The sequence below is a fragment of the Pseudoalteromonas sp. MBR-15 genome (assembly GCF_053628915.1).
In genome coordinates this window covers 66,331-82,335 of record NZ_JBRJHH010000008.1, presented here as the reverse complement: position 1 = coordinate 82,335, position 16,005 = coordinate 66,331, and the positions used below count along the sequence as shown (strand labels likewise).

General features: G+C 42.0%; 15 protein-coding genes. 9 read left to right on the top strand and 6 right to left on the bottom strand.

Annotated features, from left to right (window positions below; translation table 11 throughout):
- Positions 1-3 precede the first annotated feature (3 nt).
- Genes ACSSVW_RS12265 through ACSSVW_RS12255 form a run of 3 tightly spaced genes read left to right on the top strand, consistent with a single transcriptional unit; the run spans position 4 to position 2,158 of the window.
- Positions 4-348 carry an ArsC family reductase gene (locus ACSSVW_RS12265; protein WP_036968906.1) on the top strand — a complete coding sequence of 115 codons (345 nt, stop codon included), beginning with the start codon at positions 4-6 and terminating at the stop codon, positions 346-348.
- Positions 348-1,478 (top strand): succinyl-diaminopimelate desuccinylase, encoded by a 1,131-nt coding sequence (gene dapE, locus ACSSVW_RS12260; protein WP_454179416.1) that lies wholly within the window; start codon positions 348-350, stop codon positions 1,476-1,478. Before ACSSVW_RS12265 ends, dapE begins: the two co-directional genes overlap by 1 nt.
- A complete protein-coding gene (locus tag ACSSVW_RS12255) occupies positions 1,475-2,158 on the top strand; it encodes a M15 family metallopeptidase (RefSeq protein WP_454179415.1) in 684 nt (227 codons plus the stop codon). Before dapE ends, ACSSVW_RS12255 begins: the two co-directional genes overlap by 4 nt.
- Before the next feature lies 1 nt (position 2,159).
- Here the strand turns inward: ACSSVW_RS12255 and ACSSVW_RS12250 are convergent, their stop codons facing one another.
- Positions 2,160-3,020 carry a DMT family transporter gene (locus ACSSVW_RS12250; RefSeq protein WP_454179414.1) on the bottom strand — a complete coding sequence of 287 codons (861 nt, stop codon included), beginning with the start codon at positions 3,018-3,020 and terminating at the stop codon, positions 2,160-2,162.
- A 134-nt stretch (positions 3,021-3,154) separates the two neighbouring features.
- On the opposite strand from ACSSVW_RS12250, the gene ACSSVW_RS12245 reads away from it, so the two are divergent.
- From ACSSVW_RS12245 to ACSSVW_RS12230, 4 genes are read left to right on the top strand one after another with little or no spacing between them, the layout of a single operon-like run.
- The gene (locus ACSSVW_RS12245) at positions 3,155-4,519 is read left to right on the top strand and encodes a COG3014 family protein (RefSeq protein WP_065979824.1); all 1,365 of its coding nucleotides are present in this window, start codon (positions 3,155-3,157) and stop codon (positions 4,517-4,519) included.
- Positions 4,520-4,527: 8 nt separating this feature from the next.
- Positions 4,528-4,953 (top strand): YcfL family protein, encoded by a 426-nt coding sequence (locus tag ACSSVW_RS12240; protein ID WP_036968913.1) that lies wholly within the window; start codon positions 4,528-4,530, stop codon positions 4,951-4,953.
- 10 nt (positions 4,954-4,963) lie between these two features.
- Complete coding sequence (lpoB, locus tag ACSSVW_RS12235; RefSeq protein ID WP_036968915.1) at positions 4,964-5,575, top strand: penicillin-binding protein activator LpoB; 612 nt, start codon at positions 4,964-4,966, stop codon at positions 5,573-5,575.
- Between the two features lie 12 nt (positions 5,576-5,587).
- On the top strand, positions 5,588-6,055 hold the full coding sequence (locus tag ACSSVW_RS12230; RefSeq protein ID WP_036968917.1) for an outer membrane lipoprotein: 468 nt from the start codon (positions 5,588-5,590) through the stop codon (positions 6,053-6,055).
- 281 nt (positions 6,056-6,336) lie between these two features.
- Here the strand turns inward: ACSSVW_RS12230 and ACSSVW_RS12225 are convergent, their stop codons facing one another.
- Together ACSSVW_RS12225 and ACSSVW_RS12220 are read right to left on the bottom strand one after the other, a co-directional pair.
- Entirely contained in the window at positions 6,337-7,554 is a 1,218-nt protein-coding gene (locus ACSSVW_RS12225) for a pyridoxal phosphate-dependent aminotransferase (protein WP_036968919.1), read from the bottom strand.
- 93 nt (positions 7,555-7,647) lie between these two features.
- Positions 7,648-7,992 (bottom strand): Hpt domain-containing protein, encoded by a 345-nt coding sequence (locus ACSSVW_RS12220; RefSeq protein ID WP_065979823.1) that lies wholly within the window; start codon positions 7,990-7,992, stop codon positions 7,648-7,650.
- 126 nt (positions 7,993-8,118) lie between these two features.
- On the opposite strand from ACSSVW_RS12220, the gene ACSSVW_RS12215 reads away from it, so the two are divergent.
- Both ACSSVW_RS12215 and ACSSVW_RS12210 read left to right on the top strand, forming a co-directional pair.
- A complete protein-coding gene (locus ACSSVW_RS12215; RefSeq protein ID WP_454179413.1) occupies positions 8,119-8,718 on the top strand; it encodes a tRNA-uridine aminocarboxypropyltransferase in 600 nt (199 codons plus the stop codon).
- A complete protein-coding gene (locus tag ACSSVW_RS12210) occupies positions 8,715-9,494 on the top strand; it encodes a CLCA_X family protein (RefSeq protein WP_371915637.1) in 780 nt (259 codons plus the stop codon). Before ACSSVW_RS12215 ends, ACSSVW_RS12210 begins: the two co-directional genes overlap by 4 nt.
- Here the strand turns inward: ACSSVW_RS12210 and ACSSVW_RS12205 are convergent.
- From ACSSVW_RS12205 to ACSSVW_RS12195, 3 genes are all read right to left on the bottom strand, one after another.
- Positions 9,460-11,886 (bottom strand): EAL domain-containing protein, encoded by a 2,427-nt coding sequence (locus ACSSVW_RS12205; protein WP_454179412.1) that lies wholly within the window; start codon positions 11,884-11,886, stop codon positions 9,460-9,462. The genes ACSSVW_RS12210 and ACSSVW_RS12205 overlap by 35 nt on opposite strands.
- 187 nt (positions 11,887-12,073) lie before the next feature.
- Complete coding sequence (dcd, locus tag ACSSVW_RS12200) at positions 12,074-12,661, bottom strand: dCTP deaminase (RefSeq protein WP_036968938.1); 588 nt, start codon at positions 12,659-12,661, stop codon at positions 12,074-12,076.
- A 409-nt stretch (positions 12,662-13,070) separates the two neighbouring features.
- Positions 13,071-15,977, bottom strand: a complete 2,907-nt coding sequence (locus ACSSVW_RS12195; RefSeq protein ID WP_454179455.1) for a TonB-dependent receptor — start codon at positions 15,975-15,977, stop codon at positions 13,071-13,073.
- Between the last annotated feature and the right edge of the window lie 28 nt (positions 15,978-16,005).

Sequence of the window (16,005 nt, the reverse complement as noted above, 5' to 3'; positions counted from 1 at the left end):
TTTATGACGATCATGTATGGTATCAGCAATTGCGATACAATTAAAAAAGCCAAGAAATATTTATCTGATAAAAATTATGACTTTACTTTTCATGACTATCGAAAAGACGGCATTAGTATCGACCTTATCACCGAATTCGCACAACATATAGATTGGCAAGAACTCGTCAATAAGCGTGGAACAACCTACCGTCAACTCACTGATGAACAAAAACAAAATTTAGATAAAGAAAGCGCTTTAGCACTCCTTGTCGCGCAGCCAGCAATGATAAAACGTCCAGTACTGATTCATAACGGTCAGTATCATTTAGGGTTTAAAGCTGCTCAATACGACGAGATTTTTGCCTAATGACTGATTCCGTTATTGAATTAGCCCAAGCACTCATCCAACGAGAATCGGTCACCCCTGACGATGCAGGCTGCCAAGCGCTTATGAACGAACGCTTAGAAAAGCTAGGGTTTAATATTGAGTCGCTATTTTTTACCGACACGCTTAATACGTGGGCAAGAAAAGGGACTGAGTCTCCCCACTTTTGTTTTGCCGGACATACCGATGTTGTCCCGACAGGCCCAGAAAAAAATTGGCAATTCCCACCTTTTTCAGCCCTTATTAAAGACGGTATGCTTCATGGGCGTGGTGCTGCAGATATGAAAGGCTCTTTAGCAGCAATGGTTATCGCAACTGAGCGCTTTGTTGCTAAACACCCTGACCATAAAGGCTCCATATCATTTTTAATCACCTCTGACGAGGAAGGCCCATTTATCAATGGTACAACCCGAGTGATTGATACACTCGAAGCACGTGGTGAAAAGATTGATATGTGCTTGGTCGGCGAACCGTCTTCGCGTGATGTGCTCGCAGATGTTGTAAAAAATGGCCGCCGAGGCTCTCTGACAGGGTTTTTAACTGTCAAAGGAGTGCAAGGACACGTTGCCTACCCTCACCTTGCTGAAAACCCCATCCATTTAGCTGCCCCAGTTCTTGCAGAACTGAGCCAAACTCAATGGGATGAAGGCAATGCGTTTTTTCCAGCGACCAGTTTCCAAGTATCAAACATTAATGGTGGCACCGGTGCCGGCAATGTCATCCCTGGTGAGTTAGACATTCAATTTAATTTTAGATTTAGCACCGAAGTAACCTATGAAGAACTACAACAACGCGTTGTTAAAATTGTTGAAAAGCATGGCTTAAACTACGAATTAAGCTGGATTGTTAATGGCTTACCTTTTTTAACCGACCACGGTCCGCTCGTCGACGCAACGGTAAACGCCATTAAACACGTTACGGGTCGCGATACTGCACTTGAAACCACAGGCGGTACGTCTGATGGACGTTTTATCGCACAGACAGGTGCCAAAGTCATTGAACTTGGTCCTCGCAACGACACAATTCATAAAGTGAATGAATGCGTGAGCTGTGACGACCTCATTCAACTTGCAAAAATATACGAAACCATTCTCGAGCAATTGTTAACATGAGTCAGCCCTATTTACTGCAATGCGTTACAGGGTCAAGTAGCTCACATTTAGTTGAGCTGCAGAACCACCGTTTACATGCAGATATTGTTACCGACTTTTTAGCATTACAACAAGGCGCTAAAAGGGCTGGAATTGAGCTTAGAATTGCCTCAAGTTTTCGTGATTTTACGCGCCAAAGTGCAATTTGGAATGCTAAATTTAAAGGCCTTCGCCCTGTTTATACCCTTGAACAAGAAACCGTTGACCTATCGGCATTGAGCGATGCTGAAAAATGCCACGCAATTATGCTTTATTCAGCCTTACCCGGCGCGAGTCGACATCATTTTGGTACCGATTTAGATATTTACGACACTGCAGCCATCAGTGATAGTTATCAACTGCAATTAAGCCCCGAAGAGTATTCAACTTCGGGGCCATTTGCTAGATTAACAGCGTGGCTTGATGATAATCTCGAGAAATATGGCTTTTTTCGTCCATACCGAGAGTACATGGGTGGCGTTGCACCTGAACCATGGCATATCAGCCATATAGCGCAGTCAGCAAACATGATGAAGTACCTTTCTATCGACACATTACAACAGCGCATAACTGAGAGTGACTTATGTGGCAAAAAAGCCATTTTATCCGAGTTAAACAGTTTATATGAACGCTACGTATTAAATGTAAATAGCCCACAATAAGTTACGTTCTCACTGGCCTTTTTGCTAATAAAAACACCATAACAGCGCCAAGAATTAAGGCGCTGGCTATCACTAACCTCATGGTTAATAGCTCATTTAAAAATACCACACCAGCAAACGTTGCTAGTACAGGCACAACAAGTTGAACAACGCCTGCTTGACTGCTTTTGAGTTTAGGTAACACTAAGTACCAAATACTATACCCAACCCCTGATGCCAGTGAACCCGAGGCTATAGCAAGCCAAATGCCGGTAGGTGATACAGCGTGCCATTGCATCGCCACTAACAAAATGAGTATGGGTACGAGCATTAAGCTCCTAAGAAAGTTATACGCGGTTGCTTGAAGAGGCGCTTCGCATGTTTTTCCTCGAATACTGTATATTCCCCAAGCAACACCACTGACAGCCATTAACACCGCGGGTAATAAGGATGGAACCGTTGCAGAGGGTAACATTAGATACACAAAGCCGGCAAAAGCAACGATGAGTGCGCCCCACTGTAATTTACGCAATGGCTCTTTGCTAATAATACTGTGCCCTATCATCGTCAATTGCACTGCTGAGAATAATATCAGCGCCCCCGTTCCCGTGTTTAAATTAACGTAAGCAATTGAAAAGCACAGCGCATACACAAACAAACTCAATGCACTTAGGTTATTACCTCTGTCCACAACGGTCATCGATTTAACTGATTTAACCTGCCATTTCATTAACAAAAATAAGGTTAATGCACCACTGACTAAACGAATGGCAGTGAAGCTCAAAGGGTCAATATCACCACTTTGTAAAGCCATTCTGCACAATAAAGAATTGGCGGCAAAAGCGCACAAAGCCATCAAGGTATAGAACACAGTGGTTGGCAAAATACAGATATCCTTTTGATAATAAAATACAAGACCGTTCTAAACGTAAATCACTTACGATTTTTTACATAATTTATCATAGACGGTTAAGTCGCGTATGCTACTCTGATTACATTGTCTTATAGGAGTATTCAGTGCATCGACATTTATTTATTGGAGCTGTTTTACTGTTATCTGGTTGCAGTACCATAGGTATTACTGATCTATTCCAAGATTATGCAACACAGCTAAGGCCAGTGCGCCAAGCTGTCAGCCAAAATGATATCGACACAGCCAACCAACTATTACCTAGTAACAGTTCAATGCACAGTAACTATTTGTTAAATCAGCTGGAAACTGCGCGGTTAGCGTTTTTATCAGATCAGCACTCTGAGGCTAACAGCACATTTGAAGCTGTTTATATGAATATGGAAAAAAAGCGCCAAGCTGCAAAACTACAAATAAGCGCAGGTCTTGAGCAAAGTAACGCATTATTAACCAATGATTCAGTCATTAGTTATGAACCACCCGCGTACGAAATGACTATGTTGCATAGCTATAAAGCGCTTAGTTATGTATTTGAAAACCAATTAGAATCGGCTTTAGTAGAAATAAGGCGTGCAAACAAAGTACAAGAAGATGCACTGAAAGATAATCAAGCTGAGCTCGATAAACGCACTGAAGAAGCCGCCGCTGGCTACCCCGACATGACCACGCTAATTGGTGATGTGAAGAACGGTTTTCAAAATGCTTTTACGTTTTATTTATCGGGTATGCTTTATGAGGCGAATAAACAATTTGATGATGCCTATATCGATTATAAAAAAGCCCTAGAGATAAACACCGATAATACATATTTACAACAAAATGTATTACGACTCGCTAAAAAACAAGGTTTTGATCAAGACTTTGAAACTTTTAGTCAGCGTTTTGGTAAGCTCAATGAGGTCAACGCCAATCAAGGTCAGGTTATTATTATTGCCGAGCAAGGCCTGATCCCTGCTAAGCAAGAATATAATTTACGGTTACCCATTTATACTTCGCGTGGCGATGCGCGTTTTTACAGTATCGCCATGCCCGTATACAGCGACGTGCCTTATGTGAGCTCACAAAAAAATATCACGGTCTCGGGTGAAAGTTTAACACTCACGCCGATAGTTCGGCTTGAGTCACTTGCAGCGAAAACATTGAAAGATCAAAGTGCGGGCAGAGTTTCACGACAAGTTTTGAGGTTAGTGGCAAAAGAAAAAATGCGTGCAGAACTTGCCAGAAGTGGTGGTGATGTCGGCAATATTTTAGCGAATATATATAACCTTGCCTCTGAGCAAGCAGATACGCGCAGTTGGTTAACTTTACCAAATCAGTTAAGTATCGCACAAACAGCAATGACCCCTGGTAATCACTCTCTGTGGGTGTCAGGGCACGGAAAAATTGACTTTGCGGTTAGTAAGCAGGGGTTAACCTTTGTCTACCTAACCTTTATTAATAACTACTTTGACTCACATGTAGTCCAACTCTAGGAGCAATAATGAAATATTTAGTGCCATTACTAACCCTATTACTCGTTGCGGCTTGCTCCTCTCGCCCAACCACCTCTGGTATCGGTGTCGAGCAAGCATCACAACAATATAATCAACAACTTATTGTTAATAACCCTGAACTTGGTAACAAGCTTGCGATTTCTGATGTAAAAACTCGCCAAACCAATGGCTTAACCGATGTGGTTGTGACATTAGCAAGTCAGTATAAAAAGTCTCAATATTTACAATATCAATTTACTTGGTATGACGCCGATGGGTTTGTCATAAAAGGCAATCACTCACCATGGCAAGCAATTACCTTGTTTGGTTTTGCAAAAACACAACTACCGGGCTTAGCCCCAACATCTGATGCAGTCACCTTTTCGCTTGCTGTTCGTGAAGTCTCAACAGAAGCACAAGAATTCGAAGATTAAGGAAGCCACAATGAAATTATATTCAGTGAAATCAGCCACCGCTATCGCAATTGCAACATCGTTACTGTTATCTGGGTGTGCCAACAAAGCAGTTGTCAGTTATGGTGATGCTCAGGCTGTTGAAACAACCGATATCAACTTTGGTTCAACTGATTTGCAAAAGGTCGCCAGCCAAATGACAGATTCGTTATTGGCATCGCCTGTTGTGGGGACATTAACAGCAAATTCGCGTCCTATCGTGTTTGTTGAGCGGATAAAAAATAAAACCAGCGAGCATATTGATACAGAATCAATCACTGACTCTATTTCGACACAATTATTACGCAGCGGTAAATTCCGTTTTGTTGATATGACGCGTGTCGAAGCGGTGCGCGAACAGCTTAATTTCCAAAATGTCGACCCACTCGTCAATCCCAATACTGCAATCGCATTTGGTCAGCAAGTGGGAGCGCAATATATGTTATACGGTAACCTGTCGAGCATTGTAAAATCTAATGCAGATAAAGCCGATGTCTATTATAAATTCACAATGCGTTTAATGGATTTAAAAAGTGGCCTGATTGAGTGGGCTGATGAAACTGAAATCCGTAAAACACGCGAAAAATCTACTTTTGGCTGGTAGCCAGGAGGTTATATGAAGTACCTTATTAGTTTATTTAGCCTATGTTTACTGCTCAGTGCGCCGAGTTACGCAGATTATCAGCGTAATAAAGCGGTTCCCGTGCAGCAAGTTTTGTTTGGTTCAGTGCAGTCAGTTCGTAATATTACCGAGCAAGAACTGGTTAAAGACCAAACAAATGGCTGGAAAACCTTTGGCGGCGCACTATTAGGCGGTGTTGTAGGGAATCAATTTGGCGGCGGAAGTGGTCGAACTGTGGCAACTATTCTTGGTTCAATGATTGGCGGGTCGATTGCACACAACCGTCAGCAATCAAGCCGTTATATTGAATATCAACTTGTTGAGTTAATGATTCAAGTAGAAAGTGGCGAGCAATACATGGTCGTTCAAGACAAGGATAGTCGGATGATATTTAATCAAGGTGACAAAGTTCGTCTTGTTTATTTAAGTGATAACACCGTTCGCGTAGATAAGGCTTTTTAATAGTAATACCAATTTGCTTAATTAAGTAATCTATTTTGAGGCAATAAAACCGCGTTGATAATAAGGCAAAAATGTCGTTATTTAGGTGTTTCCTGCATCCAAGCAGTCGTAAGTCAGAGATTTTTAACGCGGGTAGCGACAGGTTTAATCCCTCAAAATGATTAAGTATTATTGCGAACTAGTAAAAGTAACAGCGAGCAATCGTTACTCCATAAAAAGAAATGCCGCTCACCTAAAGTGAACGGCATTAGAGCCTTAGCTCGCTGTTATGAGCGCTGATTTTAGCTCTGTTTGTAATCTGCAAAGAATCGTTGCATCTTACCCATTGCTTCAGTTAAATCATCTTTGTTCGGTAAAAACACCAATCTAAAGTGGTCAGGCTCAGGCCAGTTGAATGCCCTGCCGTGCACGAGCAGTATTTTTTCGGCTTTCAGCAAATCTAAGATCATGCGTTCATCGTTTTTAATCTTAAACTTGTCGGTGTCAACTTTTGCAAAGGCATACAGTGCGCCTTTTGGTTTTTTACAACTAATGCCGTCTATCGCATTTAGTCCTTGCCATGCAATATCACGTTGCACACACAAGCGCCCACCGGGGTTAATTAGATTATCGATTGACTGTACACCACCCAATGCTTGCTGAATCGCATATTGTGCAGGTACATTGGCACACAGGCGCATAGACGCCAACATATCTAAACCACGCACTAAGTCTTCCATTACACTTGTACGGCCACTTAATACCATCCAGCCCATACGCAAGCCCGCTGCTCGGTATGTTTTTGCAAGGCCGTTAAAGGTAATAATAGGCACATCATCACACAACGCCCCTATTGAGGTATGTGTGGCGCCGTCATATAAAATTTTCTCGTATATCTCATCACTTAATAACAGCAACTTATGCTCTCGCGCAATATTAATAAGCTCCATTAATAAGTCATCACTGTAGACAGCCCCCGTTGGATTGTTCGGGTTAATCAGTACCAGCGCTTTTGTCTTTGAGGTAATTTTACTTTTTATATCAGCAATATCTGGAAACCAATCTTGTTCTTCATCACATAAATAATGAACAGGGTTACCACCCGCTAATTTAACAGACGCGGTCCATAGTGGGTAATCAGGTGCTGGGATCAGTACTTCATCATCGTTATCAAGCAATGCTTGAGTCGTCATTTGAATAAGCTCGCTCACCCCATTACCGATATAAATATGGTCGACATCTAGGTTGAATAATCCACGTTGCTGATAGTGTTGATAAACAGCCACACGGGCAGAGTAAAGGCCTTTAGAGTCACAGTAGCCTTGGGCTGAATACAAGTTACGGATGATATCGCGGTGCATATCTTCAGGCATATCAAAACCAAAGGCCGCAGGGTTGCCAATATTAAGCTTGAGAACTTTTTGACCTTCATCTTCCATTTTTCGAGCTTGTGCAAGCACAGGCCCACGAATGTCATAACAGACACCGTTAAGTTTGTGACTCTTTTTTATTTGTGACATGGTTACCTCTACTATTAGACCTTAAGACTAACCTAGCAGAGGCTAACCACGCTAGTGGATTTTTGAGGTTATAACTGAAATAAATTCAAGTTATTAGCGACCAGCAAACCAGGCCTGTAGTTTTTCAACTGAACCTGCAACTTGCGCGTCAAGGTTTTGTGACTTTTCTATTGCTGTATCCACATGCCCCTCGTTTAACGCCTGTTCAATTTCGCGAGCAACATCAGATAAGCTCGATGCACCGAATTGCGCAGCATTTGACTTTAAGCTATGTGCATGACGCGCAGCAACTTCATTTTCTGAATCCAAATTCGCTAAAACTTCACCACTCAAGCGTTGAAACTCACTGCAGCAAAAGGTTAAGGTGTCGGCAAATTGATCACCCAAAAGCGATTCCATACCTTCAAGTGCACCTTCATCTATTGTGATCGTCGTCATGTTTATCCCTTGATCAAAAACGTCATCATTTAAATCGCAACTCTAGCTGTTCATTGTAAAAAAGCAACCCTATGACCAGAGCTCATGTATAATAGCCATACTTTAATTGTATGCTAGAAGTTTAATATGGCTAGAGAACTGTGTTCGGGTTGTGGCTTTTCAGTCAAAACCTGCTTATGTAATGCGATAAGCATAATTAATAATAAACTAAAAATCATTATATTACGTCATCCTAGCGAAGAAAAAGTAACTAAAAACACAGCGCACCTGCTTAAATTAGGTTTAGCGAACTGTATTATTTTGAGTGGCGAGTCTGAGCAAGACTTTCCTGAACTCGCCTCATTGCCAACACAGAGCACGGCACTGTTGTATCCCGCCGATAATGCAATTATGCTTGATAAGTGCACTGATGCAACATTAGACTTTAAACAACAGCTTACTCATTTAGTGGTGCTTGATGGCACATGGAAAAAAGCCTACAAAATGCTGATGCTGACCCCAAGTTTGCAGCACTTCAAGGCTGTCAGCTTCGCCACTTTACCAAAAAACAAATACGTGATCAGAAAAGCACCTCGCGCCGATAGCTTGTCGACATTAGAAGCCGTTGCACAGAGCCTTAATTTAATAGAGCAGTGTAATGTTGACCCGCTTTATCACTTACTCACGGCGCTTGTTGAAAAACAAACTCAGCACATGCCTCAAGCAGTCAAGGCACGTTATTTATAATGCGAGTGTCTAAACGTTTAAGTGCGGGGTTTAGCCGCCAAGGTCCCGATTACCGTTTTGATGACCAAGTTGATTTTGACGATATTCGCGACACGTTCGGATTTCGTACCCTCGTTGTGGGTCATTGGGTTACCAAGCAAGAACGATTATTAGCTGCAAATTTAATTTATGACGCGCTGGCAGATCTCGCACAAATACTGTCATTACCGCCTGTGGCAATGGGCCTTCGTGGCAAACTGAATTTTGCTTTCGGTCATGGCGGTCAAAAAGGAGTGCAAGCACATTATAATGCACAAAGCCAAACACTTGCTCTGGCAAAAAATGCCGGAGGAGGAGCCCTCGCACATGAGTGGTTTCATGCCTTTGATCACCATATTTGCCAGCATATGTTCCCACACAGACAACCCATGCAGTTTTGCTCATCATTGTGGTTAACCCAAACACCTGATTTAACACACCCGTTAAATCATTTCCTCAATCAGTTTTTTCATCAGGTTTTTTTAGATACTCAAGGTAATAACCCAAACGAGTTCGTCACACAATCGATAGCCTTTGATAAACAACGACAGCATATTTATATGAGCATGCCAGAAGAACTTGCGGCACGGTGTTTTGAGCAATGCATTGCTGTCCATCCTGCAATTAAAAATAGTTTTTTAGTGAGTGGCTTAAATGACGGTGGTTTAATTTACCCAAGCATAGAGCATACATCACGCTGCTCAGACGCATTATTACGGTATTTTAATCAACTAGGTGTGCTTTTACATCGTGGCTAACATCGACCGACTTAAAGTTCTTGATCCACAGTAAATAATCGTCAGCTTCAAGCGGTTTAGAAAAGTAATATCCCTGCCCTATTTGGCAGCCATAACGTTGTAAAATGGCCAAGCTCTGCGGGTCTTCAATGCCCTCGGCCACCACTTTGGCACCGAGCGTTTTAGCAATATCACAGGTTGCTTTACAGATACTTTGATCATTTAACGAAAAAGCGAGATTAAGAACAAACTGCTTATCAATTTTCACCTCATCAAAGCCCAGTTGACTTAAATAAGCGAGTGAAGAGTAACCTGTACCAAAATCATCAATGGCGAGTTTCACACCAATTAAGCGATAATCGTCCAGTGTTATTTTTATATTTTTACTTTCTTCCAGGGTCGCTGATTCTGTTAACTCAAGCATCACAGAATCAGCACTTACACCTAGCTCATTTAACTTAGTAATAAACAGCACAGGTAAATCTTTATTGAGCAAATCTTTTGCCGAGATATTAATAGAAATGACATGCTCAGGTATTAACTCACAAAACCTTGCTTGCCATTCTATGCCTTTCGCAACGACCCACTCGGTAAGTTGATTAATGACCCCTGAGGACTCAGCAATCGGAATAAAGGTATCAGGGCCGATTGCTCCAAGTGCAGGGTGATGCCAACGAAGTAGCGCTTCGCAACCAACAATATCACCCGTTTCTAAACATATCTGTGGCTGAAAATGTAAGTTTAATTGGTCTTCTTCAATCGCTAATTTTAATGATGCGGCAATGAGCAGCCTTTGCTCAGAGAGTCTCGCACTTTCTAAATCAAACATACGCCAGCGCTCACCTTGCAGGCGCTTTTCACTCATAGCTTGAATCGCGCACTGTAGAATTTGTCTGGCGGTATTACCATGTAAAGGATAATGGGCAACACCAATATCAACACTATCAACTAATTTTACATTGTTATGCGTGATGCCCTCTTCAAACACTCCATGAATCAAACAAGCAAATTGCTCTATATGACTCAGTTCCAACTCCCCCATTACAACACAAGCAAAAATACTGTCATCAACGCGTGCTATCCAGACACCTTGATCAACATGGGTTTCCAGCCTTAAAGCATTAATCGATTCAAGCTGTTGGGTAAGTACATCCAGCGTAGTCACAATGCAGTTATTAGCATGCTCATAGCCAAATGTTGCTCTGGCATTTACCAAGACATGGGGCCTGAACAACATCACAGAAAAATGTTGTTTGTGCGCTACTTTTTTCATTATTTCACTCAGTAGCAATTGTTTATTGGGTAATTTTGTATCCGCATCATGTGTCATTGAATAATTAAATGATGAAATTCTGTGTCTATCTTTAAGTAACAACAATGAACTAATAGCTAACGATGTGAATAATACAATGACATTTTGCATGGTGTGATTACCAACACCAAAGCCATTCCACACCAACCAACTAAACGCTTGAACAGACAACGTAAGCACCATTAATAATCTTAAACGCATACGCTCACCTTTTCCTTTATACAAAATAGTAATCGCAATACCTGCGAGCATTAAAAAGACGATACAACTAAAAATGTACGACGATTGCAGATTGAGTTGTGGCAATAACGAAGCCATTATTGCAGTAATAATTGACACACTTAATAAAGCGATCCACACCGATTTATAGTGACTTTTAAGTCTGTTTATTGCAGCAAAGTGATACAAAAAATAAGCACCAAAACACAATGCATACTGGTTTATAAGCCACTTAGCGCTCCACTCTAACCCGCTAACAAAAAAGCTCGTTAAACCATTATCTATCATAAATCCAATGGTCACTAAAACGAAGTAAGCATTTAACGTCAGATACTTAAAGCGTTTCGATATGAAGTAATACACCCCACATACAAACATGCATAAAACCAAGACACCCAAGATAGCGCCATACCCCAAAATTGTTTGGTGTAAATTAACTTCAAACGTTTTAGCTGAAACAACCCCGACTTCAATTGATATCGCATGCTCATGTTGGAAGTTAAGAAGTGCCCAGCGATTTTGACGATTGTGATCGACTAACCAGTGTGGTCGCACACTCGATAAGCTGACTAATGATGCCAATCTATCTTTATTTTGAATTTGTAATAAATCATCAAGAAGATAAAACTTTTTCCACGTTAAGTTGGGTTCAGCAATATACACAACGTAGTCTTGATTACTTGGTAACTTATTTAAGTCGATGACAAGCCAATACGAACTGTGTGCTTTTAAGCGAAGTGTTTTGGGTTCAAGCATATTTACTTTATGCTTATCGTCTAATTTCTGCTGCAGTGATTGGCTAACAATAAAAACTGGGTCGTCAGTGTTTATCAGCCAAACAGGGAGTTCAGCCGCATTTAAGGTCGCTGTAAAGGTATACAAAAAAAGACAACAAGTAGCAGTTACCAGCTGTTTATAAAACGTAAGGATGCACCTGCTGATTGAAAGCATTTTAGCTCCGTGCCATTAAACACCAGCTAAAAGTATGGGGGGGAACAGCGTAAATTGCCAACTTTTGGGAACGATTTGCAATTAAAGTACTGTGGCCCGAAGGCCACATAAGAAAAGCTTACTTATTATCGTCGCTAATACGACTCGCTACCGCCGAGTTTTGGTCTTTATATTTCGCATCTTTACGGGTATTGTAAGGATTTTCGGCTGGGCTGGTCATGGTCTCAAAACTCATCGCCCCTATTTTCATCATGGGTCTTAATGCCAAAGGCAATTTACCCGAGTTATAAAACTCAAGCACAATATTACCTGACCAACCTGGGTCAATTCGGTGTGCCGTTACGTGCACCATTAAACCAAGGCGAGCGAGTGAGGAGCGGCCATCTAACCAACCCACAATATCAGCGGGTAACGTAACTTTTTCATGCGTAATCGCCAAGGCTAATTCGCCTGGGTGAAGAAAAAAGGCTTCTTCTTCCGCTAACACGATTTCGTCGCTCATAATCGATTCCATCGCTTTATTAAGTTGATCTTTCGGACCGCTTAAATCAACGTAAGCTGCGGTATGATCTTGAAACACTCGAAACTTATTGCCTAAACGTAAGTCTACCGTCACCCCAGAAATCATGTCTTTACTCGGTGAAGGTTCTATAACGATACGACCCTCGTTAATATATTGCTGAATATGGGTATCTGATAATCTCATTTATTATTCTACCTAAAACAGCCAAACAGTTATTATCAACATGTTGCGCTGTAAAAATTATCTTGCTTCACGTTAGTTCATGCATTTAATGCAATCAATAAGCGTTAAAGCTCACAGTATGCTGGGATTATTGTGACACAAAACTCACTTATCAAGTTAGTCTTACAGACATTTCTTCATGAATTAATTTTTTTATACTCATTTAAACCGTTAAGAATAACTTTTACGCTTAGTATGGGGTGAAATGATTTTTTTAATACAATGAATGTATAACAAGACGTGACATAAGCTGAGAAAATATGAACCTTCAAATACGTTAACGAGTTCGTACTCTCGCGATCTTAGTGCGCAAAATAGTAAATAAGCCGCTCAGAGAGCGGCTTTCATGTCTTGGGAGATAACGTGTTGTTTAAAATCTGTAGCGTGCACCAATTGCGTAACGAGCGCCGTATTGACGAGCAAACAAAAACTGCTCTTCGTAACGGCCATAACCGCGCTCGGTTTCATTATTGAGGTTAATTCCCTCAAAGAACACCGTCATGTTTTCGTTTATATCGTAGTTTACGCTTAAGTCCCACTGCCCGAATGTGTCACCAAACTGTGGTGGTGCATCCGCTGAGCCTTGTGATTGACCAACACCAATCAAGTAAGCGTCACGCCATGCGTAGGTCACTTTTACCGACAAACCGTCTTTGTCATAGAAAGCTTGGAAGTTTGCAGAATTACTCAAACCTGGTAGTGGCGACTGTTGTGTTAGGCTGTCTACGTCAAATTCAACATCACCATCAACAAATGTCGCGTTCACACCTAAGCCAAAGCCGCTTTCACCAAACAAGTGCTGTATCGCAACCTCTACACCATCAACTGACTTACTGTCCGTGTTTTGCGGCTGGGTAATATTCCACACTATTAACGGGTCTGAACTACTTGGTTCTATTTCACCATCAGCATTACCATAGCCAAGGGCAATCATTTCGTTAAAAATGGCTTTGCTTGTGACTTGCTCATTACGCGCTTCAATAGCCGCAATGGCTTCTTGATAACGCGGCCCGTCTAAAATATCGTAAAGGCCATCGATTGTCGTTTCAGTGATTTGACGTTGAATAAAGTTATCCACGTCTTTTTTAAAGTAACCAACAGACGCATAGCTACCTTCGCCGTAGTAATATTCAATAGACACATCCAAGTTTGTAGACTCAAATGGCAACAGGTTCGTGTTACCTTGCCCACCCGTGCGAGCACCCGGTTTTGGACTGCCGGTCAGGCTGCGTCCACCCGCTAAATCGCCCAAAGGAGCTCGAGCCATCGTTTTACCCCACGAAACACGGCCAACGAGTTCATCGGTTAACTCTACTTTTACATCAATATTAGGTAACCAAATATCATAATTGCCTTGTTCTTGGTAAAAGTTATCGGTGCCGCCAGCTTCATATTGCATGATCCACTCTGATTCACTCACCCAATTCACTTGTTGTTCAACACGTTGGCGTACCGTGCTGGTGACATCTGTTTCTTCATAGCGAAGCCCAGCATTAATTTGTACAAAGTGATTAGCGACATCAAATTCCCACAACGTATTCACGTAGACGCTTTGCGTTTTCTCTTCAACATAACTTTCACTGTCAATGCCATCGAAAAAGGGATCGATTGAATAGTAGTTATCACCTAAAAGATCTTCGTTTAAGTAAGCGAGTTGCCGGGCTAAAGCCTCTTCAAAACTGTAGGTATAGTAATAGTTCGGTTGTAAATCACTGCCTCCCCCCTCAAATTGATCTAACATGTCACCCGTTTCCTTGTAGGTGAACATGCCATCAGGAAAGATTTCTGTGAATGATGGATTAAAGCCAGGACCCCCTCGCAAACCACTCCATGCAGTGAACCCACCCATGGTTTGTTTTGTATGTGCTGCACCAAATTTCACTTTTACCAATGGGATTTCAAAACGCTCATTAAACCAATGTGTATGCAACTGCGCTTGCTCAACGTTCGACTCACCCGGAGAGTAAATAAACTGGCTGAAATTTGAGTCAATCTCGCTTGGGTCTAGTACCGTAGTCCCGTTGTTCCAATTAACGTAAGCATGCGGGATCTCACCTGTACGGTAATCGTAAACCTTACTACGCAATTGATCTGAACCGAGGATGATTTGCCCCGATGAACCTAATCCGTCATCAGCACCGTTGTCTATTTCATTTTTAGAGTCGTGGTAGTCGAACTCTACTTCCCATTCATTGTTAATTTGCCACTCTAGGTTTAAACCAATTGAGCGTGCTTTAACTTCAGTGGTTTCTCGATTTGCTGTGAATGAGCCATCGTTGCCACTAATATCAGCGAATAATGCAGTACCGTTTTCATCCAGCTCATAGCGATTGATGTTACCACCGAACTCGTTCCAGATACCCCAACCAACGGTATTAACGCCTGTGATTGCTCGGCTTGCTGTGTAATCAAGCGTAGCAACAAAGTTATCAATGGGCGCATACTGCAAAGTCACTTGACCATTTGTACGTTCACGTTCTGCATCCGCAATGCTGTAGTTCATATCTTTCGGGAAGAAATGATTACCAACACGTTTACCTTCGCTGTCGACTGCACGCGGGTCGATAAATGCCCCCTCATCTAGCGTCGGTAAATCGACATTGGCTTGCCAACCCTGAATATTGGCATTTTGCTGTTGAAAATCACGCTCTTGATGAGAAAACGATACCGCAAAACCAACAGAATCTTCAGCGTAGGTATTACTGTACATGGCAGAAAACTCAGGAGTTACATCATCACCTGCCTCGTTTGACGAATCGTGAATAGCCTTAATTGAGGAACTAAATTTTTCACCAGGGCTATTCAATGGGCGAGTCGTGATAATATTGACCGTCGCCCCCAAGCCCCCACTTGGCACATCAGCTTGACCTGACTTAGCCACTTCGAGCGCACTGACACCATCTGCGGCAATATTTTCAAGTGCGTAAGAGCGGGTATAACCCGTCCCCGGCATTTGACGTCCGTTTAACATGATAAGATTAAACTCAGGGCCAAATCCCCGTACTGTGATTTCACTCCCCTCGCCATTCGAGCGGCTGACAGAAACACCCGTTATACGTTGTAATGACTCGGCCAAATTGGTGTCGGGAAATTTACCCATTTCTTCTGCTGAGATGGCATCAATCACTCCCGTTGCGTCTCGTTTCATGTCCATGGCACGGATCATACTGCCACGAATACCTTTAATCTCGATGACTTCGATTTCGTTATCAACTTGCTGTTGCTCATCTTGAGCATACGCCATTGAGAGATTGCCAAACCCTGTTGTCAGGATCATTGCGATTGATGCTGCAAGAGGTGTTTTA

What these genes read in the sequence shown, in the direction of transcription:
- ACSSVW_RS12225 (WP_036968919.1), bottom strand. Translation starts at nt 7,554, where the DNA reads ATGTCACAAATAAAAAAGAGTCACAAACTTAACGGTGTCTGTTATGAC.
- ACSSVW_RS12220 (WP_065979823.1), bottom strand. Translation starts at nt 7,992, where the DNA reads ATGACGACGATCACAATAGATGAAGGTGCACTTGAAGGTATGGAATCG.
- lpoB (WP_036968915.1), top strand. Translation starts at nt 4,964, where the DNA reads ATGAAATTATATTCAGTGAAATCAGCCACCGCTATCGCAATTGCAACA.
- ACSSVW_RS12195 (WP_454179455.1), bottom strand. Translation starts at nt 15,977, where the DNA reads ATGATCCTGACAACAGGGTTTGGCAATCTCTCAATGGCGTATGCTCAA.
- ACSSVW_RS12215 (WP_454179413.1), top strand. Translation starts at nt 8,119, where the DNA reads ATGGCTAGAGAACTGTGTTCGGGTTGTGGCTTTTCAGTCAAAACCTGC.
- ACSSVW_RS12255 (WP_454179415.1), top strand. Translation starts at nt 1,475, where the DNA reads ATGAGTCAGCCCTATTTACTGCAATGCGTTACAGGGTCAAGTAGCTCA.
- dapE (WP_454179416.1), top strand. Translation starts at nt 348, where the DNA reads ATGACTGATTCCGTTATTGAATTAGCCCAAGCACTCATCCAACGAGAA.
- ACSSVW_RS12240 (WP_036968913.1), top strand. Translation starts at nt 4,528, where the DNA reads ATGAAATATTTAGTGCCATTACTAACCCTATTACTCGTTGCGGCTTGC.
- ACSSVW_RS12230 (WP_036968917.1), top strand. Translation starts at nt 5,588, where the DNA reads ATGAAGTACCTTATTAGTTTATTTAGCCTATGTTTACTGCTCAGTGCG.
- dcd (WP_036968938.1), bottom strand. Translation starts at nt 12,661, where the DNA reads ATGAGATTATCAGATACCCATATTCAGCAATATATTAACGAGGGTCGT.
- ACSSVW_RS12265 (WP_036968906.1), top strand. Translation starts at nt 4, where the DNA reads ATGACGATCATGTATGGTATCAGCAATTGCGATACAATTAAAAAAGCC.